The sequence below is a fragment of the Planktothrix rubescens CCAP 1459/22 genome (assembly GCA_904830895.1).
Classification (GTDB): Bacteria; Cyanobacteriota; Cyanobacteriia; order Cyanobacteriales; family Microcoleaceae; genus Planktothrix; species Planktothrix agardhii.
In genome coordinates, this window is sequence record LR882958.1 from 1,026,198 (window position 1) to 1,049,780 (window position 23,583).

The 23,583-nt window shown below is 40.3% G+C and carries 14 protein-coding genes and 1 pseudogene; 9 read left to right on the plus strand and 6 right to left on the minus strand.

The window, feature by feature from the left end; translation table 11 throughout:
• Positions 1-27: 27 nt before the first annotated feature.
• From NMG86_RS04790 to NMG86_RS04800, 3 genes are all read right to left on the minus strand, one after another.
• Positions 28-1,440 carry an ABC transporter ATP-binding protein gene (locus NMG86_RS04790; protein ID WP_026797134.1) on the minus strand — a complete coding sequence of 471 codons (1,413 nt, stop codon included), beginning with the start codon at positions 1,438-1,440 and terminating at the stop codon, positions 28-30.
• A gap of 67 nt (positions 1,441-1,507) precedes the next feature.
• On the minus strand, positions 1,508-2,353 hold the full coding sequence (locus tag NMG86_RS04795; RefSeq protein ID WP_026788901.1) for an ABC transporter permease: 846 nt from the start codon (positions 2,351-2,353) through the stop codon (positions 1,508-1,510).
• Positions 2,354-2,618: 265 nt separating this feature from the next.
• Complete coding sequence (locus tag NMG86_RS04800; protein WP_087882202.1) at positions 2,619-2,741, minus strand: DUF8629 family protein; 123 nt, start codon at positions 2,739-2,741, stop codon at positions 2,619-2,621.
• Positions 2,742-3,036: 295 nt separating this feature from the next.
• Between NMG86_RS04800 and NMG86_RS04805 the strand changes: the two genes are divergently transcribed.
• A complete protein-coding gene (locus tag NMG86_RS04805) occupies positions 3,037-6,045 on the plus strand; it encodes a UPF0182 family protein (protein WP_026797135.1) in 3,009 nt (1,002 codons plus the stop codon).
• Positions 6,046-6,111: 66 nt separating this feature from the next.
• On the opposite strand, the gene trpD is transcribed toward NMG86_RS04805, so the two are convergent.
• A complete protein-coding gene (trpD, locus tag NMG86_RS04810) occupies positions 6,112-7,191 on the minus strand; it encodes an anthranilate phosphoribosyltransferase (RefSeq protein WP_026797136.1) in 1,080 nt (359 codons plus the stop codon).
• Positions 7,192-7,401: 210 nt separating this feature from the next.
• On the opposite strand from trpD, the gene NMG86_RS04815 reads away from it, so the two are divergent.
• The 7 genes and pseudogenes from NMG86_RS04815 to NMG86_RS04845 all read left to right on the plus strand — a co-directional run bounded on the left by NMG86_RS04815 (position 7,402) and on the right by NMG86_RS04845 (position 18,369).
• Positions 7,402-11,142 (plus strand): Eco57I restriction-modification methylase domain-containing protein, encoded by a 3,741-nt coding sequence (locus NMG86_RS04815; RefSeq protein ID WP_052338634.1) that lies wholly within the window; start codon positions 7,402-7,404, stop codon positions 11,140-11,142.
• A gap of 105 nt (positions 11,143-11,247) precedes the next feature.
• Positions 11,248-11,502, plus strand: coding sequence for a GxxExxY protein (locus tag NMG86_RS04820; RefSeq protein ID WP_087882203.1), 255 nt, complete (start codon positions 11,248-11,250; stop codon positions 11,500-11,502).
• A 57-nt stretch (positions 11,503-11,559) separates the two neighbouring features.
• Positions 11,560-12,825, plus strand: coding sequence for an IS701 family transposase (locus NMG86_RS04825; RefSeq protein ID WP_026796362.1), 1,266 nt, complete (start codon positions 11,560-11,562; stop codon positions 12,823-12,825).
• A gap of 29 nt (positions 12,826-12,854) precedes the next feature.
• Positions 12,855-12,989, plus strand: a pseudogene (locus NMG86_RS04830) (GxxExxY protein); the annotation flags it as partial.
• 518 nt (positions 12,990-13,507) lie between these two features.
• Positions 13,508-15,508, plus strand: coding sequence for a sulfite reductase, ferredoxin dependent (gene sir, locus NMG86_RS04835; RefSeq protein WP_026788906.1), 2,001 nt, complete (start codon positions 13,508-13,510; stop codon positions 15,506-15,508).
• Between the two features lie 63 nt (positions 15,509-15,571).
• A complete protein-coding gene (locus tag NMG86_RS04840; RefSeq protein WP_026788907.1) occupies positions 15,572-16,309 on the plus strand; it encodes a 16S rRNA (uracil(1498)-N(3))-methyltransferase in 738 nt (245 codons plus the stop codon).
• A 227-nt stretch (positions 16,310-16,536) separates the two neighbouring features.
• Positions 16,537-18,369 carry an ABC transporter ATP-binding protein gene (locus tag NMG86_RS04845; protein ID WP_026797137.1) on the plus strand — a complete coding sequence of 611 codons (1,833 nt, stop codon included), beginning with the start codon at positions 16,537-16,539 and terminating at the stop codon, positions 18,367-18,369.
• Positions 18,370-18,444: 75 nt separating this feature from the next.
• Here NMG86_RS04845 and NMG86_RS04850 read toward each other — a convergent pair whose 3' ends face one another.
• Both NMG86_RS04850 and NMG86_RS04855 read right to left on the minus strand, forming a co-directional pair.
• Positions 18,445-20,676: a hypothetical protein gene (locus tag NMG86_RS04850; RefSeq protein ID WP_026797138.1), complete on the minus strand. Its 2,232-nt coding sequence runs from the start codon at positions 20,674-20,676 to the stop codon at positions 18,445-18,447.
• A gap of 348 nt (positions 20,677-21,024) precedes the next feature.
• Positions 21,025-21,936, minus strand: a complete 912-nt coding sequence (locus tag NMG86_RS04855) for an IS5/IS1182 family transposase (protein WP_026788241.1) — start codon at positions 21,934-21,936, stop codon at positions 21,025-21,027.
• A gap of 222 nt (positions 21,937-22,158) precedes the next feature.
• Between NMG86_RS04855 and NMG86_RS04860 the strand changes: the two genes are divergently transcribed.
• Entirely contained in the window at positions 22,159-23,412 is a 1,254-nt protein-coding gene (locus NMG86_RS04860; RefSeq protein ID WP_026797139.1) for an FtsX-like permease family protein, read from the plus strand.
• The last annotated feature ends 171 nt before the right edge of the window (positions 23,413-23,583 follow it).

The window sequence follows — 23,583 nt, forward strand, 5'->3', positions numbered from 1 at the left end:
ATATTCTTACAACCTCGGTGCGGATTGCTATAGTTCCGATGCTGTTTTTACTAAACCGGACTTGATTTTTAAACTGGGTTCAATCAACAAGTCCACTACCCCAGTGCTACAGGAATCTTCATAGGGTTGAACTCGGAACATCCCAACATCAATACAGCGATCTAAATAAGTGAATTCACCCTCTACAATACCAGAAACTCCCGCATTCAGGAAATAAACATCCGGTGATAATTGACATTCAAACTTAAATTTGATGGCAATGGTTGTTCCGGGTTCAATCTGTTTAATCGACTGAGATGTGGCTAAAAAGGAAGCTCCCGCTAATTCAAATCCACTCACGGTTTTAATTAACATTCCAAAGCGAACATGGGAGGCGAGTTTATCAAATTTCACGGAATAGGTGTAAATATAACTATTTCGAGCGACTAAATGATTAACCGTTTCACCCCCTAAAGTAATAATATGGGGTTCTAAAATTTCAGCCCCACGGGAAGGATATTTAATCGGATGATCAGGAACTAATTTGGGATCAAAATAATCTTTGTAATGTCCATTTTTTGAGCTAAAACTAGGTAAAACTGATGGAGATGCGGGATTTTCAGGGTGCAGATTATTTGGTTTAGAAGGTTCCGAAGGCTGTTCGGAAGACTGGGAAGATTTCTGGTTTAAATGTCTAATTTCCTCTCGAATCATTGCCATTTGATCGGTATCGGCATAGATCATTTTTTGATATTTAGAAATGATCATTTTAGGAGTATGTTCGAGTAACAATTCTCCCCGATCCATTAATACAGCCGAGTCACAGAGTTGAATAATTGAAGGGGCTGAATGGGAGACAAATAAAATGGTTCCACCCCGATCTTTGATTTCATGAATTCGACTAAAACATTTACGTTGAAAGGCTTCATCCCCAACGGATAAGGCTTCATCAACAATTAAAATATCAGGATCAACACTGGTAGCTACCGCAAATCCTAAACGCACATACATTCCACTGGAATAGGTTTTGACAGGTTGATCAATAAAATCTCCAATATCAGCAAAAGCAGCAATACTATCAAATTTGGCTTCAATTTCATGGGTTTTTAATCCCAATAATTGACCATTAAAAAATACATTTTGTCGCCCAGTAAATTCAGGATTAAAACCACTACCGAGTTCTAATAATGCTGAAACTCGACCATTAACTTGCACATCTCCTTGAGTTGGGGTTAAAGTTCCAACAATTATTTGTAATAGGGTACTTTTTCCCGAACCATTGCGCCCAACAACCCCTAAAGTTTGGCCTTTCCAAACTTCTAAATTAATATCTTGCAATGCCCAAAAATTATGAGCCAGACTCTTTCCAGGCACAAAAATTTCCTTCAATCTATCCACCGGATGGCGATAACGTTTGAAGCATTTAGAGACGTGATTAACAGATATAGCAATTTCGGTCATTCGATGTTGATTTCGGTGGTTTATCAGTGATCAGTTTGTGTGTGAGTTGTGTGAGGAACTGTCACCGCTACAAAACGTCAGCAAAGGCTGGACGCAACCGTCTATAAACCCATAGGCCTAAACAAAACATAACCAGGGCGAATATTGAGGACATGGCTAATTCTCCCCAATGTCTCATTTCCCCGACTAAAACTAAATCTCGATAGCTTTCTGAAAGTCCAGTAATGGGATTACACCAAACAATCCAAAATTGCCAGGATTCAGGAACTTTAGCGACGGGATATAAAATCGGCGTCACATAAAACCAAAGGTTCAAAATTACGCCTAAACTCTGGGGAATATCGCGTAGAAATACGGTTAATCCGGCTGTTAAGTAGCCTAACCCGGCGGTTAATAGGACTTGGGGTATCCAAACTAACGGCAGTAACCAAAGGGTAGGGTGGAGGATTTGAGAAGACAAGGCGGTTAAGCCAATTAAGGCCACTAAGCCAAAGGAGCTTTCAATAAAGGCGGAGAAAATCGGTACCAGGGGCAATAGTCCCAGGGGAAAAACCACCTTTTTGACTAAGTTCGGCTGTCCGACAACGGAACTGGCTGCTTGAATTAATCCATTTGTGAAGGCAAACCAAGGAATTAAACCCGCAAATAGCCACAGGCCAAAGGCTAATTCGTTATCGGGAAAACCCTCAAGATTGAGTTTGACCTTGAGAACAATGGAAAAAACATAGGTATAAATCAGCAGTTGGGACAACTGATTCAATAAAGGCCAGAGGTTGCCGAGAATCGAACCTTTGTATCGTGCCTCTAAGTCCCTTCGGACTAATGTACTGAGCAGATTCAGTTTGAGGGATAATTTGCTATCGACAAGCGACCACTGACTCCCACGCCCCGAACTTCTGACAAAACCCTTGATTGACCGCAGCAATTTTTTCGTCCTCGTTCACTACACACACCATGATTTCAAGCTCACCACCGGACACAAAGGGCGAAGAAGACCTCAACCCTAGAGTCAACAGTGTTATCAGATATCCCGGCCAGAGGATTATTACTCCCAGATCTTGATCTTAGTCAATTCAGTGTGCCATATAAGGTGTCCAGAAAGCTAGTCCAAGAGGTAATTACGAATTACGAATTACGAATGGGCAAGAGGCAAGAGTTTACTCCCCCTGCCCCTCTAATTAATGAGCGGAACCGTTACCATGGTAATCGTCGCTGTTATAGAAGCCGTTTTTGGTTCCAAAGAACAGACAGCCCAAGGTAAAGAACACCGTTAATACGGTCAGGATTAATTTAATATCCATTTTTGGTAATCAACTCCACTGAATACGCTTTTGATTGTAGACGTTTCTGAGTTGGCCGGGGTATAAGTACCTAAACAAAATTAATTACACATCCTCTACCCAGATCCGGCGTTCCCTCCCCCCCCTAGCCCCCCGTGCACGGGGGGTTTGGGGGGGCTGTTCCCAGATCCGGCGTTCCCTCCCCCCTACTAGCCCCCTGTGCACGGGGGGTTTGGGGGGCTATTCCCTGTCTCAACATCTAGGCTTGATCGGTTACAATAAAACCCAAGAGTTTCTCATCGCTTAATTGAATCTCATGTCGAGAAAAAATCTGTTTTTTAAAGTGATTTTAGTGGGATTGAGTTTGGGCTTTATCCTCGATTTCACCGCTAAGTTTTGGGGTGAATTTCTTTGGTTTGAAGAAGTCGATTATTTGTCGGTTTTTAAAGGAAGATTATGGATAGAAGTTGGGTTAGCGCTATTGGGTTTATTAATCACTGTAGCTTGGTTAATGGGAAATTTAGTTATAGCTCGACGCCATCGATATTTACCTCAACATTTACAAAATAAACCTCCCGATCATCTTTTTGATTTATCTCATCAGAATTTACCTCGATTTTCCTTGGGATTACCTTCGCTTTTAATGCTGGTGATGGGTTTATCCCTATTACTAGGTTTGATTATTATTCATTATAGCCAGATTTTTATTAGTTATTGGCATTGGGATGCGAGTCAACCTCTATTTTCTAATCTACCCGCCCAGTTTGAACCTAATATTTTCGAGAAATGGATTAAAAATTTTAAAGATTACAGTTGGAAAATCCCTGTTTTATTAATTTTAGTAATTTCTATTCTCTGGAATCCTCTGATTATTTTTAGTTTTATTGCTTTAATTTTTGGCTTTGGTTTTAGCCTATTATTATCAAGTCATTGGGCAAGTTTCTTGCAATATTTTCATCCCACTTCTTTTAACCAAATTGAACCATTATTAAATAGAGATATTAGCTTTTATATTTTTAGTCTCCCCATTGCTCACTTGTTAGAATTTTGGTTAATTGGATTGTTTTCAGTTAGTTTTATTACTTGTAGTTTAATCTATTTACTCTCTGGAAATAGTATCAGTCAAGGACGATTCCCAAGTTTTTCTCACCCTCAGCAACGTCACCTGCACGGATTAGCAGGGCTTCTGATGTTCAGTTGTGCGATGCGGTATTGGTTAGCCCGTTATGAACTTTTATACTCCACTCAGGGGGTAGTATTTGGGGCAGATTTTACTGATGTCAATATCTTAAAACCCAGTTATTTATTGTTATCTATAATTGCTATATTTCTTTCTATTTTTCTGATTTGGCAATCTCTTTTTTCGGTTAAAAAAGTTAGACCATATATTGATATTTTTTTAAGAAAAATAGGGGTACTATCTCTAATTAAAAACCGAAATTCACGCCGAGATAAATTATTCGCAGATAGCTATTCCCTTAGAGTAATATTTACTTGGTATTTAGGATTTGCGATTCTGGTAGTAAGTATTATACCAAATTTAGTTCAACAGTTAATTGTTCAACCTAATGAATTAGAACGAGAATTACCTTATATTAAATACAGTATTAAATATACTCGCCAAGGATTTAATTTAGATAAAATTAATGTTGAAACTTTTGATCCAAATGCTAAACTAAGTTATACCGATATTCAAAATAATAATTTAACGATCAATAATATTCGTCTTTGGGATAAACGACCGTTATTACAAACTAATCGTCAATTACAACAAATTCGCCTCTATTATGAATTTTCCGACGCCGATTATGATCGCTATTCTATTCTACCCGATAAGTTTTTAGGAAAGTTCAACACAGGTTTACAAAAACAACAGGTACTCATTTCTCCCAGGGAATTAAACTATGAATTAGTCCCAGAAAAAGCCAAAACTTGGGTTAACGAACATTTGGTTTATACCCATGGTTATGGTTTTACTCTCTCCCCAGTTAATCGGGTTGCGGAGGGTGGTCTTCCTGAATTTTTTGTGAAAAATATTGGTGCTGATCCACGATTAGATCAAGATACAACCTTAGAAGTTTCTCCCCGTATTAAAAATATAATTCCTATTGGTAAACCTCGACTTTATTACGGGTTACTTACCAATACTCAAATAATGACTTCAACTAAAGTAAAAGAACTCGATTTTCCCCTGGGAAATGAGAATGTTTATAACATCTACAATGGCGAGGGCGGAATTGTGATTGGAACTGGATGGAAACGGTTGTTATTTGCCTATTATTTAAAAAATTGGCAAATGTTATTTACGGATAACTTCACCCCCGAAACTAAATTACTTTTTCGGCGCAATATTTTAGAAAGGGTAAAAGCGATCGCCCCTTTTCTACATTATGATAGTAACCCCTATCTAGTAGTTGCTGATTCTAACTCGCCATCCATTGACCATAACTATTTATATTGGATGATTGATGCTTATACTACCAGTAATATGTACCCCTATTCCGATCCTGAAGGAGCCGGATTTAACTATATTAGAAATTCGGTGAAAGTGATTATTGATGCTTATAACGGTAAGGTTAAATTCTATTCATTAGAGGAAGATCAAGATCCGATCATATCCACACTGAAACAGGTTTTTCCCGATTTATTTAATTCTATTGAAGAAATGCCCCTCACCCTGCGTCAACATATTCGCTATCCCGTTGATTTATTTAGTGTTCAATCTCAACATTTACTAACTTATCACATGAGTGATCCGATTGTTTTTTATAATCGGGAAGACCTCTGGCGGGTTCCAGTAGAAATTTATGCGAGTAAACAACAACCCATGGAACCCTATTATTTAATCATGCGATTACCGACGGAAAAAACCGAGGAATTCATGCTGATGCTTCCCTTTACTCCTGCTAGTCGGAATAACTTAGTCGCCTGGTTAGCGGCTCGTTCTGATCTCGAACATTATGGGAGTTTACTATTATATCGTTTCCCGAAACAACGCCTAATTTTTGGCCCGGAACAGGTAGAAGCTTTAATTAATCAAGAACCCGAAATTTCCGAGCAGATTTCCCTCTGGAGTCGTCAAGGATCACGGGTAATTCAAGGGAATTTATTAGTGATTCCCATTGAACAATCCCTACTTTATGTTGAACCTTTATATTTAGAAGCAGAGGAAAATAGTTTACCCACCTTAGTTCGAGTAATTGTTGCTAGTGAAAACCGGATTGTGATGCGACCAACCTTAGAAGAAGCATTAAGAGATGTCTTTCAAGCCCCACCGATTCAACCGGATCTTCCCCTAACTTTACCAACTCCAGAAGCCAGTTAAATATAAATGAACCATTCCCCCTGTTGCCTGTTGCTTGTTGCCTGTTGCCTGTTTCGTGCGTTAACATTAATCCTGAAGAAATTTAACCAATTCTTCCAGTTTTGACCAAGCCGCACCACTGTGTAAAATCTCTTGGGCTAAACGAATTCCGTGCTGATGGTCGCCCATAGGTACAACACCCGCAACCTGTAAGGCTAAAGACCCATTCAGGGCTACCACATCTTTTTGGGCCTGTGTACCTTTTCCCTGCAATAAATTTCTTAGAATCTCCGAATTTTCCTGCACTTCTCCCCCTTTCAGGGCTGTTAGGGGAGCGAAAGTTAACCCCAATTCCTGGGGGTTGAGAGTGGCTACTTTAACCTCTCCTTGGGATAAAATTGCTAAGTCGGTAATATCTCCTAATCCCGCTTCATCAAGTCTTTCTCGTCCATGTAAAACAATCGCAACCTCCGTACCTAATTGGTTTAAGGCTTGGGCAATAATTGGGAGCATTTTAGGATCAAAAACCCCAATAATTTGTCCGGTTGGATATAGGGGATTCACCAATGGCCCTAATAAATTAAATACGGTTCGGACTTTCAGAGTTTGACGTAGTTGGGCCACGGCTTTGAGGGCGGGATGCCAACCTGGGGCAAATAAAAAGGTGATTCCGACAGTTGATAATGCCTGTTTGACTTTTTCCGAAGGTGCTTTTAAGTTAATCCCCAAGGCTTCTAATACGTCCGCAGAGCCAACTTTACTCGATGCCGAACGATTTCCATGTTTTGCTACGGGAACCCCGGCTGCGGCCGCAATAAAGGCAACGGTGGTGGAAATATTGAAGGTGGAAGCTCCATCGCCCCCGGTGCCGCAGGTATCAATCACACGGTAGTTAGAAATGATGCCGGAATTGCTTTTGGTGAGGGTATCCGAGGAGCCAAAGGATTGTAAAACCGAGGCCATTCCGGTTAATTCCGTCGCTGATACTCCTTTGGCTTGTATTGCCGCCAAAATCGCCCCAGAAAGGACGGGAGGAATTGTTTCTAAGAGCCATCCCTGCATTAATTGTGAGGCTTGGGTGATAGAAAGGGATTGGCGGTCTAACAGTTGTTGTAATAATTGCGGCCAAAGATTGGGATTAGTTTGGGATGGATCAGGATTTGTCATGAAAAGTGGAGCTTATATTAACCATTGTTCAGTTTACCGTATTTTTTGAGAGGAGTTGAACAAGGATTAAGAGGATTACACGGATTTCGCGGATTTTTTGGATTAAGAGTGATTAAGGGATTTTCTTTGTTGAAAGCTATATGATAAAAATAAGTAAAATCCGTGAAATCCTTTAATCCGCATAATCCGTGATTGTGGCTTTGTTTTGATATGAAACTCACTATTTTTAATGAATTAGACTTTTTGCCTGCTTTACGGGCTTTTTTTGCGGAGTTGCAAGTACCGATCGCTTCTGTAACGGATGCGCCAATTCCTGCTAGGGAAATTCTGGAAAATAGTTATAAAGATCGGGAATCTTTTCGTCTCATTGATGATGTTTATTTTTTGGGGATGGTTGATGATGCAGCATTCAAGGGTGGTAAGAGTTTAGCAATTGATAAAATTAAGTCGGATGATGATGGGATATTGATTTTTGGGATAACTTTGCGGGGGTGTGATGATAGTTTATTGCCAACGCGATCGCAGTTAGCAGAAATATCACGGGCTTTTAATCGGGAGTTTTGCTATACACCTGTGGTAGTTGTGTTTAAGTATGGTGAATATCTGGCGTTTGCCAATACGGAGAGATTGAAATATAAGGATAATCGTGAAGGTGAGAAGGCAGGAAAGGTGACACTCTTAAGGGATATTGATATTAGGCAGCCCCATACGGGACATGAAAGAATTTTAGCGGATCTCAAGATTCCAACTGTGGGTAAAGATCGGGTAGATTCCTTTGAGAAGTTATATAAATATTGGCGGAAGGTTCTTGATGTTAATCTGTTAAATAAAAAGTTTTATCAAGAGGTTTCAGCTTGGTATTTTCATGCTTGTAAGCAGGTGGTTTTCCCCAAGGATGCTAAGGACAATCAAGAGAGTTTAATTAGGTTAATTACACGGTTAATGTTTGTATGGTTTTTGAAGGAAAAGGGCTTAGTTCCTGATGCTTTGTTTGATCACGAAGATATGCGATCGCTTCTCAAGAGTTTAGAACCGCAGGAAAGCACCTATTACAAGGCAATTTTGCAGAATTTATTCTTTGCAACCCTGAATACGGAAAAAGATCGGGCGTTTATTAAGCGTTCTGGTAGTCAGAGTCATCAGTACATGGTGCATAATGTATTTCGCTATGAAGACTATTTTCAGGAGCCTGATCAAGTAATTAATCGCTATTTTGCTGAGATTCCATTTTTAAATGGTGGTTTATTTGAGTGTTTGGATATTCCGTCGCAGAAGAATACAACTGAGCCAGAGATTAGAATTGACGGGTTTAGTGATAATTCTAAAAATCCTTTATCGGTTCCCAATGAGTTATTTTTTGGGGATTTTCAAGATGTGGATTTGAATGCGGATTTTGGTACGAGTCGCAAGAAATATCAGGTTCGTGGCTTAATTGAAATCTTTAATAGCTATAAGTTTACGATCGCTGAAAATACACCTTTTGAGGAAGATGTGGCGCTTGATCCTGAATTATTAGGTCAAGTTTTTGAGAATTTATTGGCGGCTTATAATCCAGAAACTCAGACGACGGCGAGGAAACAAACAGGTTCTTTTTATACGCCCCGTGAGATTGTGAATTACATGGTGGATGAGAGTTTAATTGCTTATCTTAAGAATTATTTGCCCTCACCCCCAGCCCCTCTCCCCCAGGGAGAGGGGGGTAAGAAGCAAGAGGAGGGTAAGAAGCAAGAGGAGAGTAAGAAGCAAGAGGAGGGTAAGAAGCAAGAGGAGGGTAAGAAGCAAGAGGAGGGTAAGAAGCAAGAGGAGAGCCAGAGTCTTACTCCCCCTTCTCCCTGGGGAGAAGGGGGCCGGGGGGATGAGGGCAGACTTCGCCACTTACTCTCCTATACCGATGAGCCACACCAGTTTACAGATGCCGAAGTAGAGCGTTTAATTCAGGCTTTGGATAATTGTAAGATTCTCGATCCGGCTTGTGGATCGGGGGCTTTTCCAATGGGTATTTTACAGAAGATGGTGCATATTTTAAGCAAGCTTGATCGCCATAATGAGCGTTGGAAACATCAACAAAAGGAACGGGAAATTTTGCCTGTGTTGGAGGATTTACGGCAGGCGCAAAAGATTAGTTATGAGCAAGCAAGGGAGGCGGCAGTTAGACAATTAGAGGAGCGTTTGGGGCAGATTGAGGATGATTTTGCGAGTAATGAAAAGGATTATCCCCGGAAGTTGTTTTTGATTGAAAATTGCATTTATGGGGTGGATATTCAGCCGATCGCCCTCCAGATTGCCAAATTACGCTGTTTTATTTCGCTAATTGTTGAGCAGAAAGTTGATAATAGCCAACCTAATCGGGGTATTTTGCCTTTGCCAAATTTGGAAACTAAATTTGTGGCGGCGAATAGTTTGATTAGATTTAACGATCAGATGAGTTTGCGGAGTCCTGCGGTTCAGGAAAGGGAAAAGGAGTTAAAGGAGGTGCGGCAAAAGCATTTTACCGCGCGGTCTAAGGCGACTAAGGATAAGTATCGCAATCGTGATCAGGAGTTGCGTAATGCGATCGGGGATTTGTTGAAGGGGACGGGGTTGGAGATGGCTCTGGCTGATAGTTTGGCAACCTGGAATCCATACAATCAAAATACTTCGGCGGATTTTTTCGATCCTGAATGGATGTTTGGGATTGCTGATGGTTTTGATATTGTGATTGGGAATCCGCCTTATGTGCGACAGGAGCAAATTAAGGAATTTAAGCCAATTTTACAAAAGCAATTTGATTGTTATACAGGCGTTGCTGATTTATTTGTTTATTTCTTTGAACGGGGTTATCAGTTACTAAATACTGGCGGCGTTTTGAGTTATATTTGCTCGAATAAATATTTCCGTTCGGGTTATGGGGAAAAGTTACGGGATTTTCTGGGTAAAAATACAACAATTCAGCAGCTTATTGATTTTGGGGATACGGATGTTTTTACAGCGATCGCCTATCCCAGTATTATTTTATTTAGCAAAGAAAAAGCTAGTAAGGATGCACAGTTAAAGGCTCTTTCTTGGCAACAAACGGAAGATTTAAAAGATTTTCCAAGTGTTTTTGATGCTCAAAATTTCTTAATGCCACAATCTGCACTTAAAGCTGATGGTTGGCGGTTGGAAAATACACAAGTTTTAGATTTATTGGCAAAGTTGCGAAATGCTGGTAAACCTTTGGGGGAATATGTAAACGGTAAATTTTATCGTGGTATTTTGACAGGATTTAATGAGGCTTTTGTGATCGATCGAGCAACAAGAGATAAATTAATCGCTGAACATTCATCATCTGCTGAAGTTATTAAACCTTTACTTCGTTGTCGTGATGTCAAAAGATGGCGTGTTGATTATCAGGATCTATGGCTGATTTTTACAAGGCGTGGCACTGATATTAAAAAATATCCAGCGATTGAAAAATATCTCGGTCAGTACAGAAATAGACTAACTGCTGGTGTAGAAGGTGGACGTAAAGCAGGTAGTTATCAATGGTATGATATTCAAGATAATGTTGCATATTGGCAAGAATTTGAACAAATTCAAATTGTTTGGGGAAATTTGGCAACATCACCACAATTTGCTATAGCTTCAAGTGGTTTTTATATATGTGCTCCTGCTAATTTAATTGTTTCAGAACATGAAAAATACTTTTTGTTAGCGATTCTCAACTCTCAAATTACACAATATATAGTTTCCCAAAATGCCGCAGTCAGACAAGGTGGATTCTTAGAATTTAAACCAATGTACGTTTCTCAAATTCCGATCGCCACCGCTACCAAAGCAGAACAAAAAGCAATAGAAACCCTAGTCCAGAAATGCCTTGAAGCTAAAGGTCAAAATGTCGGGCAATGGGAACAGGAAATAGATGAAATTGTAGCGCGGCTGTATGGGTTGAGTGACGAAGATATGCAGATAATCAGAGGGAACACGGATTAAGGGGATTACACAGATTGCACGGATTTTTTTAGATTTTGGAAAATTAAATGAATTAAAATCAGCGAAATCAGCGTAATCCGTTAAATCCGTGTTCAGAATTTAATTATGACCTTCAAACACGAAGACATCACGAAAAAGATCATCGGCGCATCCTTTGAAGTCCATAAATTTCTCGGTAACGGCTTCCAAGAAGTAATCTATCAACGCGCCCTAGCTTACGAATTTCATCAAGCAGGGTTAACATTTGCTAGAGAAATTGAACAGCATATTTATTACAAAAACCTACCCGAACCAATTGGTACACGCCGCGCTGATTTTGTTGTCGAAGATAAAATATTAGTGGGACTTAAACAAAAATAAGGGAAGAAATAGATGATAATGATTATGTAGCAAGCACATAACATTCAAGAATAACGAATGAAAGAGACAACCCCGGCAGCGATGCCCCCCTGCTTTGACCGATGGTGTCAAAGATTTGACGATATATTTGGTCATCTTGCCCAAAAACGGGAATTTAGGAACTATTTAGGGGGATTATTGGGAGAAAGTGAGCGAAAAAACCTGTCGCAAATGGCGAATAACTCCGTAGGAGTAGCTTACCACCGATTACACCACTTTTTAACCGAAGCTCCCTGGTTAGCAATGAAACTGAATCAGCGTCGCCTGGAGGTGATGAATCAGTGTAAGCAAACCCAGATTAGTCGGGGATTTGCCCTAATTATTGATGATTCAGGACATCGAAAAAGCGGGAACTTTACTGATGGAGTGGGACGACAATACATCGGAGAAATCGGAAAAACCGACAATGGAATCGTAGCAGTAACGAGCCATCTATACGATGGCAAAAAAAGCCTACCATTAGATATAGAATTATATCAAAAAGCCGAGTCATTACCGTCAGGAAAAGCTGACCCGGAATTTAAAAAGAAACCGGAAATAGCATTAGAATTAATAGAAAGGAGCTTAGAGAGAGGATATCAACCGGGAATTGTGCTAACAGATGCCGGGTATGGAAATAACACAAATTTTTTACAAGAGTTAGAGAAAAAAAGATTAAAATATATAGGGGGAGTCGCCAAGAATCGAAAGGTAATCCTCAAAAAGGGGGAAGATAAAACAGAGGAAACTCGATTAGATAATTTAGCCAAATCGTTGCCCCAAGGAGCTTTTAGTGAAATTCAACTCCAACTAGAAAAACCCAGAACTGTGTGGGTAGCAACAAAAGAAATTGAATTATCAAAGTATGCAGGGAAGAAAGTAATAGCCATCGTCATGAATGCTGCCACTTTCGACCAAGCCAGTGATATTGATTATTTAATGACTAATGTTGAGGCATCAAAAGCCACAGGAGAATGGATAGTAACGACCTATTCACAAAGAAATTGGATAGAAGTTTTTTACAGGGAAGCTAAGGGTTGGTTGGGGCTGAAAGAATATCAAGTCCGAGATAAAAGAAGTCTAATCAGACATTGGATTTTGGTATTTTGTGCCTATACTTTTATTCTCTGGCATAGTTTAACTGGAGGGTTAAGACGTCGATGGGCTAACAAACCTTTAAACACATTTGCTGATGCCCTTGAAGCCTTCCGCACAGCGATTTCCTTTCGATTTGTGGAGTGGCTCCAGAATAATAGGGATGTATTTGCAGCCTACAAAGCAAGTTTAGGCTTGATTTGGGCTTGATTTTTGTTTAAGTCCCATTAGTCGAACTAAAAGCCACTAAACAAATAGAAGATGTCCACTTTGCCCAAGCCCTAAACTATCTTAAAGTATATAAATTAGAAGTTGGATTATTGATTAATTTTGGAAGTAAAAGACTAGAAGTTAAAAGACTAATACGCGGATAAAAGACTGAACACGGATTAGACGGATTACGCTGATTTCACGGATTTTAATTGTCTATTACTGTAACAAATAACTTAATCTGTGCAATCTGCGTAATCTACCTAATCCGTGTTCTAATCTGTGTAATCCCCTTAATCCGTGTTCAGAATTTTTTGGATTTTTGAGATTAGAATAGACGGGACTTACGCAAGTCCTGTTAAAGTCAGTGGAAGTCAAGCCATTTCACCTGAGCGATATTTAGGAAGTTTTGGTTTTTGTGCTATCTGACCCGACTTAAAGGCTTTAAATATTCCCCAAGTCGTTTTTCCTCTAGTGGGCTAAAGCCACCCAAGTACCCAAACTCCCATGCTATTTATATCAGTGGTATGATTTGTGGTTAGTCCCATGTTAAAATCAAATTCAATACCGATAATTCCGACCGAATTACATGGGTTAGAAAAAAAGCGGGTTTAACTGGCGGGTTAGCTGTAACTAAAACGCTTAACTCGTAGAGTTTTTTATTGAAATAGGTATCCCACGCATGACTTTATCCACAACACCTCCCAAGGTCAGTAAACCCTCAAAAGTAGAAGGGCTCAAAGAACGCAGTAACAGCTTGCGAGAACCCCTCGCCACAGAACTTTTAAATGATTTGAACTACTTCTCTGAAGATGCGATTCAGATTCTCAAGTTTCATGGTTCCTACCAACAGGATAACCGAGATAATCGGGTAAAAGGGCAAGAAAAAGACTATGGAATGATGCTGCGAACCCGCAGTCCTGGGGGTTTTATTCCGCCTCAATTGTATTTAACGATTGATCAGTTATCCGACGAATATGGCAACCATACGATTCGGGCTACCACTCGTCAAGGGTTCCAATTACACGGAATTTTAAAGAAAAATCTGAAAACGGTTTTGGCTTCTATTGTTAATAGTATGGGGTCAACTTTAGGGGCTTGTGGAGATATTAACCGCAATGTGATGGCGCCGACCGCACCTTATAAAAATCGTTCTGATTATGAATATGCCCGGACTTATGCTAATAATATTGCCGATCTATTAACTCCCCAAACCGGAGCTTATTATGAAATTTGGTTAGACGGGGAAAAAGTGATTACCGCCGAAGAACACCCGGAGGTTAAAGCTGCCCGAATTCGGAATACCAATGGCACGAATTATACCGACTCGGAAGAACCGATCTATGGCACTTATTATCTGCCTCGGAAGTTTAAATGTGCGGTCACAGTTCCAGGGGATAATTCCATTGATATCTATACCCAAGATTTGGGTTTAGTGGTAATTACAAATGCTGCTGGAGAGTTAGAAGGATTTAATATTTTAGCCGGGGGAGGTTTAGGACGAACTCATAATAAGGAAGAAACCTTTGCCCGGGTCGCCGATGAAATTGGCTATGTCGATAAAGCAGATATTTATGATGCGGTAAAAGCCATTGTTGCAACTCAACGGGATTATGGCGATCGCAGCAACCGACGTCACGCCCGAATGAAATATTTAATTCATGATTGGGGGGTGGATAAATTCAAGGCAAAAGCTGAAGAATATTTTGGCAAAGCCTTTAAACCCTTTAAATCTTTACCTGCTTGGAAATATCAAGATTATTTAGGATGGCATGAACAGGGGGATGGTCAATTATTTCTGGGCATTTCGATTGAAAATGGTCGGATCAAAGACGAAGGAAATTTCCGCCTTAAAACAGTTTTACGCCAAATTGTAGAACAGTTTGAAATTCCGATATTAGTCACCGGAAACCAAAATGTGATTCTGTATGAAATTTCCCCAGAAGTTCAACCCAAAATTCAAACCCTGCTCAAAGAACACGGAATCAAAACCGAAACCGAAATTGATCCCCTAGAACGTTATGCCATGGCTTGTCCGGCATTTCCGACCTGTGGATTGGCGATCACAGAATCAGAACGGGTCATCCCTAGTCTATTGGGACGGATTCGGGTATTGTTGGACAATGTAGGTTTGGAACCAGAGCATTTTGTCATTCGGATGACTGGATGCCCCAATGGTTGCGCTAGACCCTACATGGCGGAGTTAGGCTTTGTTGGCAGCGCCCCCGATGCCTACCAGATTTGGCTGGGGGGCTCTCCGAATCAGACACGATTAGCTCAAGCTTTTGTTAATCGCTTATCCATTCACGATCTTGAAACTTTTCTGACTCCGATTTTAGTTTATTTTAAACAGGATCGGAAAGTTGGGGAGAGTTTTGGTGATTTTTGTGATCGTGTCGGCTTTGACGAGCTTCGCAAATTTATGACCTCTTACTCAACGACTGCCTCAATGAATATTGAAACTCAAGAAGCACCCGTTTTTACAGGTAGCCAGACCCTACCAGAGATGATTGATGCTGATTCTGATAACCCGGTTGATCCGAGCAAAATTCGGCATCGGGTCAGTGTGCGCGATTCTGTTTATAATCAGTTGAAAGCTGAATCTAAACGTTTGGGAAAACCAGTGGTTGAGTTAGCCACCCAAGCGATTGAAGAATATTTGGAAAAACTGAAAGTAGAATAGTCCAGTTGAACTGAGGGGGTTTTAGGTTAGAGTATCTAACCAAGAATTTAATCGGTTTTATTCATGGTTCAACTTCAACGGATTGCGATCGCCCCGGAACAACTTCAAAATGAATACCTATCTTTAACGGCTGAACAACAGCATTATTTGGGTCGGGTGTTACGGTTGAAACAGGGCGATCGCTTTATTATTATTCAGGGTCAATGGTGGATAGCAGAATTAATCGTTAATTTACCTGCATCTTCTCCCCAGGCTAAATTAATTGAAAAAGTCTCGATTCAAACTGAATTACCGATTGAAGTTATATTAATAGTTGCCTTACCAAAAGCCGATGGATTTGAGGAAATTGTGCGTTGTTGTACGGAGTTAGGGGTGACACAATTTATCCCGGTAATTAGTAAAAGAACGGTATTAAAACCCAGTCCACAAAAGGTAGAAAGGTGGCGAAAAATTGCTAGAGAAGCCGCCGAACAATCGGAACGTCTGATTATTCCTAATATTTTTGATCCGGTTTCATTTCAAATAGGATTAGAAAAAAACGATCATTCTTGTGATCAATATATTTGTGAAGGTCGGGGAAATTATCCCTCTTTAACCCAAGAATTAATCCCACTAGCAGCAGAAAAAAGACTGAATAAAATTATCCTAGCAACGGGGCCAGAAGGGGGCTGGACGGAGGAGGAAATTCACCGAGGCATCGCGGTCGGATTTCAACCTATTTCCCTGGGAAAGCGGATATTAAGAGCCGTTACCGCACCCATTGTAGCCGTATCTCAAATTGTAGGAATCATTGAAAGTTAGCCTCAAAAACCTATATAGCAACCGCCAAGGCAGTTAGGACACTAGACGGATCTTGGAACCCAGACGGTGAAGTGTTTTCCCCCAGATCCGGCGTTCCCTCCCTCCCTAGCCCCCCGTGCACGGGGGGTTTGGGGGGGATGTTCCGGTGTTCCCTGCTATAACGGCAGTTTTACCATCAGGCGTGTTAAACTTTTGTGAAGTGAAAATCACTTAAATTTTAAGTTAGAATGACTACCCTAATTTCTCCTAACAATTCCCCTCAATCCCGTGAAACAGATTGGCGCTTACTCGGCGCGGTTGCGGGGTATGCAAAACGGAATCGACGGTTATTAATTTTGTGCTTAATTTTATTAATTCCCCTCTCGGTTTCCGGTGCAGTTCAACCGATTTTAATTGGACAAGCGATTTCTTTAATTCGTCAAGAACCGACAGCCCTTCCCTTCCTTAGAGAAATGTCTATATCGGATGGATTGAATGTTTTAGTTATTATTCTTCTGATTACCATTTTAGTCCGATTTTTATTGCAAGCCATTCAAGGATATTGGGTGCAAAAAATAGGTCAACAAATGACGACCGATATTCGGAATGATTTATTTTATCATGTCACTTCTTTAGCTGTAAAATTTTTCGATCGCACTCCCGTCGGACGATTAATTACCCGTTTAACCAGTGATGTTGATGCCTTGGGGGATGTATTTTCTACGGGTGCAATTGGGATTGTTAATGATTTATTTTCCATTTTAGTCATTGCTATTTTGATGTTTATGATGGAATGGAAATTAGCATTAATCTTGGTTTTAATGATGGTTCCGGTAACGGCTGTAATTGTTTATTTTCAACAACAATACCGGAAAGAGAACTATAAATCAAGAGACGAACTTTCTAATCTTAATTCCCAATTTCAAGAAAATATGGTGGGAATTGGGGTTGTACAATTATTCCGTCGAGAAAAATTTAATTCTGAATTATTTCGGGCTACTAATCTTCGATATATTAAAGCAGTTGATAAAACTATTTTTTATGATTCGGCGGTATCCGCAACCTTGGAATGGATTGCCTTAATTGCGATTGGCGTTGTTCTTTGGTTTGGGGGCCGACAAGTTATAGAAAATGACTTGAGTTTTGGGACGTTATCGGCTTTTATTTTATATGCCCAAAGATTATTTGATCCCCTACGACAATTTGCCGAAAAATTCACTGCTATTCAAGCAGGATTAACAGCCATTGAACGGATTAATAATATTCTGAATGAACCCATAGAAATTCAGGATCTTGATCAAATTACCGCCCATCTTTCCACCTTAGATTCTGATGATCATAACTGGGTACAAATGGGAGAAATTCGGTTTGAAAATGTTTGGTTTGCCTATAAAGATGATGACTATGTGATCAAAAACCTGAATTTAACTATTCGTCCAGGGGAAAAAGTAGCTTTAGTCGGGCCAACAGGAGCCGGAAAAAGTACGATTATTCGGCTATTGTGTCGATTATATGAACCCACTCAAGGACGAATTTTAGTTGATGGCATTGATATTCGAGAGTTACGTCAAACCGAACTTAGACGTCATATCGGGGTGATTTTACAGGATGGTTTTTTATTCGCTGGAGATGTTAAAAGTAATATTACCCTAGGAGAATCCTATAGTTTGGCAGAAATTCAACAGGCGGCGGAAAAAACCAATATAAATCGTTTTATTGAACAGTTACCCCAAGGATATAATACCGAATTACGAGAACGGGGAACTAATTTATCCAGTGGTCAAAAACAACTGTTAGCCTTTGCCCGGGCAGCGATTCGGAATCCTCAAATTTTAGTTTTAGATGAAGCAACGGCTAATTTAGATGTGGGAACGGAAGTTTTAATTCAAGAAGCCTTAGAACGTCTGTTAAAAGAACGTACCGCTATTATTATTGCTCACCGTCTTTCCACGATTAGAAATGTGGATCGAATTTTAGTATTAAAACGGGGGCAATTAGTTGAGTCGGGAAGTCATGATGAACTCGTGGCACAAAATGGGTTATATGCCAGTTTATACAGCCTGCAAATGTTAACAATATAGGAATAGGTAATTACGAATTACGAATTACGAATGGGTAATAAACTGATGACTGATAACTGATGACTGATAACTGATTTATATGCCTGTTGATGGAGTGGTTAGGGGTTGATTTAACTCAATCGGAGGTTGATTTTCTCCCTCTGGGGTGGGGGTCGGCTGTGGGGCAGGTTGATCGGGTTCAACGGGGGGTTGTGCCTTTTCTACCGGAGGTTCGTAGGTGTCCACGGGGGGTTGATATTCCGGTGGCGGTGCGGGGGGATTTAACCATTCTTGCCAATCTTGGATTTGGGTTTGAGCTTGGGAATAGGCGGTGCTCTGGGGGGGAATTTTCTTTAAGATCCCAATCGCACCGGGAACATCATAGGTAGATTGATCTAAACCCAGTTGCAATAGATTTTGACCCCATTGATCAATCAGTTGCTCAACCCGACCTCTTAATTTACTGGAATTGGAGACTTGATTCGCCATTTTGATCGCCGCAGCGTAGGAGTCAGGGGTTCCGGGGGAAGCCAGAACTTCTGAATTGCGGAGATTTTCGGCATCTCGGAGTTGACTATTCCATTGGCTAATTTTGGTTTTAGCTGTGTTATATAAGACTACACCCGAACTAATTTGTTGAGCTTGAGCGATCGCCTCGGCATAACTACCTTCGGATGCTAACTGTTCCGCCCGATCTAAGATGGGTTGATATTGTAATCGTTGACTGCGATCTGTCCATTCGCCAATCTGATTTTGAGCATTTTCATATAATGTCCGGCCGCGACCAATTTTTTGGGCCTGGGCGATCGCTTGTTTTAGGGAATCGGCATCGCCAAAACTGGCCAATTGTTCCGCAGTGTCTAATAGGGGTCGATCTTCAATTTCTTCGATCCGCCTTGTCCAACTGACCATTTCGGTTTTGGCTTCGGTGCCCCTAGGGTTAGAGGCGGGGATGGTTTGGACTTGGGCAATGGCCGCCCGCAGGTCACTGACGCCTCCAGGTTGAGCCAATTGTCGCGCCCGTTCTAGGGTAGCAACATCAGCAATTGATTCTTGCCAATTGCGAATATAGGATTGGGCTTTTTGATAGAGGGGCCGATCTTGTCCGATTTTTTGAGCTTGGGCGATCGCATTTTTTAAGCCCACAACCGTATCTAATAAAGCCGGAACATTGGCTTTTGCTAAGACAGTAAAATCCTTAACATTTTCTTGTAAATTCGCACTACCCGGAATTTTATTGGCAATATTAATCGCTTCTTGCCAATTGCCATTTTTTAGGGTTTCTTCGGCTAAAGTCATGATTTTACTACCAATAGTGGTAATTTCTTTTTGTCCGGCATCTTTTAAATAACTCTCAGGAGAAAGTTTTTCAATTAACCCGGCCGCCTCTATCCAACTATCTAAACTGCTTTGGGCGATCAAAATTCTGGCTTTAGCTAATTTTTGGCTATCTTCACGGGTAATGGCAATCAAATCTGTTAGTGTTTGATATTTAGTGGTTGCCCAATAATTATTTCCTAAATTCAATAATAATGTTGCTTCTTTAAACGCCAAATTTAACTTTTCTTGGCGCATTAATTCCTCGGATTTTTGATAAGTTTGTTCCGCTTCATCCCAAATTTCACGCCATTGGTCAATGCGTTTGGAAACTTGAGCCGCAGCCGGGGTATGTTCGGGGGTTTTTTCGGCGGAGGCAATGGCTTCTGAAAGTTGTCCGGCTTGAAACATCTCCTCTGCCAAATTCAAAATATCCATTGACCATTTTTCAATTTGGCGATTAATTTCAGGACGTAGGGGATGATCTTTTGATAAACTATTGACTAAATCAATGGCAACCAATAAATCTTGAACAGTTTGTTTATTGGCGGCGGATTCTGCACAATATAACCGCAGGGAAGCCGAGGCTATGGGCCAGAAAATTTTAGGACAATTGGGTAAAGCGGGCAAACGGAACAACAGACTCATCGCTAAAACCCCAATCCCCCCCGGAACTAAAATCAACAGAGCCAAAACCAGGGGAACTAAATTAGCCGGAATGGTTTTGGGTAGAACAAAGCGTTTGCGTTTTTCGGGTTGAGGAGAAGATGACCCTGGAGATGGCTGATAAAGAACAATCTGGCTGGCTGTTTCCGTTAATTCAGGGGAACTAGGAGTTTCATCAACCGTTGCTGGTTGGGTATTGCCAGTTTCCAAACTCGTGCAAAGTTCTTTGAGCCATTGGGCACGACTTTTTCTCACCAGGGAACGAATGGGAATTTGGGGTGAACTCCCTGAATTAGTTGTGTTAGAAGATTGGCTTTGACTTTGTTCTTGTTGGTTTTCGCTCATCACAATTAACTAAAACAGCTTGAAGCAGACTAAGATTCTAACCCTCATTCAACGCCAGGGGGACACAAGGGGGTTCTTGGGTGTTATAGCATTAGGGAGACTCAAACAGCAAGGGGATCAAGGCAGGGAAGGATGGCAAGGGCTAGGGGTAAGACTGTTTCATTTTACTGAATTATTGCTCAAATTAGATATCTCCGAAAATCCCCAAATGCCATCTATCGCTAATTTTTGAACCTCTAGCACTCCTGTGCCGGGTTCTCCCAAAGTAACGGATTTATAGGCTTTTTCAGTTACATTAATAATAATTAATGAATTTTATCTCTGATATTCAATCATTTTTTACAAGAATTATGGGCAATTCTTAGATGATAATACAATCGCTCCTATTCGCCATCTTATTAGTCCACATACTGTCAAGATTACTGCTTCATAATTTTCCCTCTTTAACCGAAATCTTTCTGAAGCAACTCGATAAATTTTTATCAGTCTTATTAAATGTTCGACTACAATCCTTTGTTTGGCTTTTAACCGATTTTCTTCTCGATGTTCAAGCGATATTTCTTGATTTCTCGGTTTCTTATGTGGTGTATTAATTGCTGTTTCCCCTACATAAGCTTTATCCCCTCTGTATTTTTGATTGTTCCCCAATTCCTCGCTTCTTTCTCTCCACAATTTTAGATCGCTTGTTGCTCCGGTATAACCCACTACTACATCCACTATTTCTTTCCCATTTGGCATGACAATCACTTGATTTTTAAACGTATGTGTTTTTTTCTTTCCTGAGTAATATTTTTTCTGCTCTTCATTGTCTGTTGGTCTTTGCATGGGCTGTTCATAGCTATCTACTATTAACTCAAATTCCAGCAGAATTTTTTCTACCCACTCCCAATCACTCTCGTTTTTTTTTACTTGCTCAACTAAACTCGCTGGTAGTAATTCTCTGAAGATTTTTATCCAGTTATGGAAAATATCATTCGCTGTTGATTCACTCACTTCAAACTGTAACCCTAACATTTGAAATGTGGGCATCTGATGCAGATAAATTAGAGTTAGTAATATTTGTTCATCCACAGATAATTTCTGGCGACGACCCCCACCTGCTTTAATCAACCTGATTTTAGTTTTTTCTTGTTCCTGTCGTTTTTCTTGTTCTAATAACTCCGCAGCTTGAATGAGTTCTATCAACTGTTCATATTCCATCCCTAATAGCCTTTTTGCTTGCTGGGGATTCTTGTCCAGATACTCTCTTAAGTTACTCATCTCTTATTGGGGTAAAATCCAATTTTACCATCTTGCTATCCTTCCCAATTTATATTTTGGAGATGTCTATTGAGTCCCCAGTGTTCAGAAAGCAATCCCTAAAATTATCTCGATTTTATGGCGGATTTTAGGGAAAAACTTCCGACAGAATCAAAATTTTGTGCCGGGGTTACTTAACCACTGTTATCCTTATATAATAGCCCTGTCCCTGCCCTCTAACCTATGGCTTCCCTTGCTCGAAAAAACCTATTTGAAGACATTCCCCGTTTTTTGGTCGCGCAAGCTGGGATTATGTTTGCTGTTAGTTTAGTAACTATTCAAAATGGAATTTTAACCGGGTTTATTCGGTCTTCTTCTATCTTAATTGATCACTCGAAAGCAGATTTTTGGATTGCTTCTAAGGATATGATTCACTTAGAGTTAACCATGCCAATTTCTTTAGAACGGATGACCCAATCCCAGACTGTTGAGGGCGTTGAACGAGCCGAAGCCTTTATTTTTAGAAATGCCCGTTGGCGTGATCCCCTAGAGAATAAAATTCATGCCGTTACCGTAGTAGGTTCCGATCCCGATGGAGAATTATTTTCTCCTTGGAATATTATTCAAGGAGATGCTAATGCTTTAAAAAATCCCTATACAATTATGGTTGATGAGAGCAAATTAAATGCTCTAAAAATTAAAAATATTGGTGATATTGCTAAACTCGGAGGATTAGAAGTAAAATTAGGAGGAATTACCCAGGGAACCCAATCAATTGTAAGTAATAGTTTTATCTTTACTTCTTTAAAAAATGCTAATGCTTATGTTAATAGCCCCGTAAAAACTCAAACCCTGTGTCAACTTCAAAATGATGATTTACAATGTACTCAAAGTTATGAGGATCAATCTTCTACTCAAAAACCCGTTAATTCTCCGCCCCCAAGACCTTTAAATCTAGCTGACCCAATTACTTATGTTTTAATTAAAGCTAAACCCGATCAAGACTTAACCCAACTCAAGCAAAAACTAAAAGAAACTTTACCCAATGATGTTCAAGTTTTGAGCCGGGAAGAAATGTCAATGGTGATGCGAACCTTTTGGCAAAAACGCACAGGAGTCGGATTTGTTCTCAGTTTGGGGGCTGCGATCGGAGTATTAGTCGGGATGGTGGTAGTCGGACAAATTCTTTATTCTTCTGTCAGTGACCACTTAAAAGAATTTGGGACTCTAAAGGCGATGGGAGCCTCCGACTGGGTGATTTATGGAATTATTTTAGAACAGGCTCTCTGGATGGCGGTTTTAGGTTATATCCCAGGTATGGCCCTATGTTTTGGTGTTGCGTATTGGGCGGGTGCGACCCAGGGAATTTTGATTTTAATTACCCCGTTATCGGCTTTAGGGGTATTCGGGTTAACGGTTGCAATGTGTACCGGGTCGGCGTTTTTTGCTATTCAAAAAGTCACTAAAGTTGATCCGGCGATTGTGTTTAAAGCTTGATAGGATTGAGCTTTTGTTGCTCTGTTGAGTCAGATCACAGGCAATTGAGAACATTTAAGTTTAGAATATTAAAACTAAACTGTACAGGATAGTTAATGTTCAGTCTTCCTTCTCGGACAATCTCTGATTTATTCAGTAAACTGATAATAAGCCCTTGTAATTTAGTTTATT

What these genes read in the sequence shown, in the direction of transcription:
- NMG86_RS04815 (WP_052338634.1), top strand. Translation starts at nt 7,402, where the DNA reads ATGAAACTCACTATTTTTAATGAATTAGACTTTTTGCCTGCTTTACGG.
- NMG86_RS04850 (WP_026797138.1), bottom strand. Translation starts at nt 20,676, where the DNA reads ATGAGCGAAAACCAACAAGAACAAAGTCAAAGCCAATCTTCTAACACA.
- NMG86_RS04800 (WP_087882202.1), bottom strand. Translation starts at nt 2,741, where the DNA reads ATGGATATTAAATTAATCCTGACCGTATTAACGGTGTTCTTTACCTTG.
- NMG86_RS04820 (WP_087882203.1), top strand. Translation starts at nt 11,248, where the DNA reads ATGACCTTCAAACACGAAGACATCACGAAAAAGATCATCGGCGCATCC.
- NMG86_RS04825 (WP_026796362.1), top strand. Translation starts at nt 11,560, where the DNA reads ATGAAAGAGACAACCCCGGCAGCGATGCCCCCCTGCTTTGACCGATGG.
- trpD (WP_026797136.1), bottom strand. Translation starts at nt 7,191, where the DNA reads ATGACAAATCCTGATCCATCCCAAACTAATCCCAATCTTTGGCCGCAA.
- NMG86_RS04805 (WP_026797135.1), top strand. Translation starts at nt 3,037, where the DNA reads ATGTCGAGAAAAAATCTGTTTTTTAAAGTGATTTTAGTGGGATTGAGT.
- NMG86_RS04860 (WP_026797139.1), top strand. Translation starts at nt 22,159, where the DNA reads ATGGCTTCCCTTGCTCGAAAAAACCTATTTGAAGACATTCCCCGTTTT.
- sir (WP_026788906.1), top strand. Translation starts at nt 13,508, where the DNA reads ATGACTTTATCCACAACACCTCCCAAGGTCAGTAAACCCTCAAAAGTA.
- NMG86_RS04840 (WP_026788907.1), top strand. Translation starts at nt 15,572, where the DNA reads ATGGTTCAACTTCAACGGATTGCGATCGCCCCGGAACAACTTCAAAAT.
- NMG86_RS04790 (WP_026797134.1), bottom strand. Translation starts at nt 1,440, where the DNA reads ATGACCGAAATTGCTATATCTGTTAATCACGTCTCTAAATGCTTCAAA.
- NMG86_RS04855 (WP_026788241.1), bottom strand. Translation starts at nt 21,936, where the DNA reads ATGAGTAACTTAAGAGAGTATCTGGACAAGAATCCCCAGCAAGCAAAA.
- NMG86_RS04845 (WP_026797137.1), top strand. Translation starts at nt 16,537, where the DNA reads ATGACTACCCTAATTTCTCCTAACAATTCCCCTCAATCCCGTGAAACA.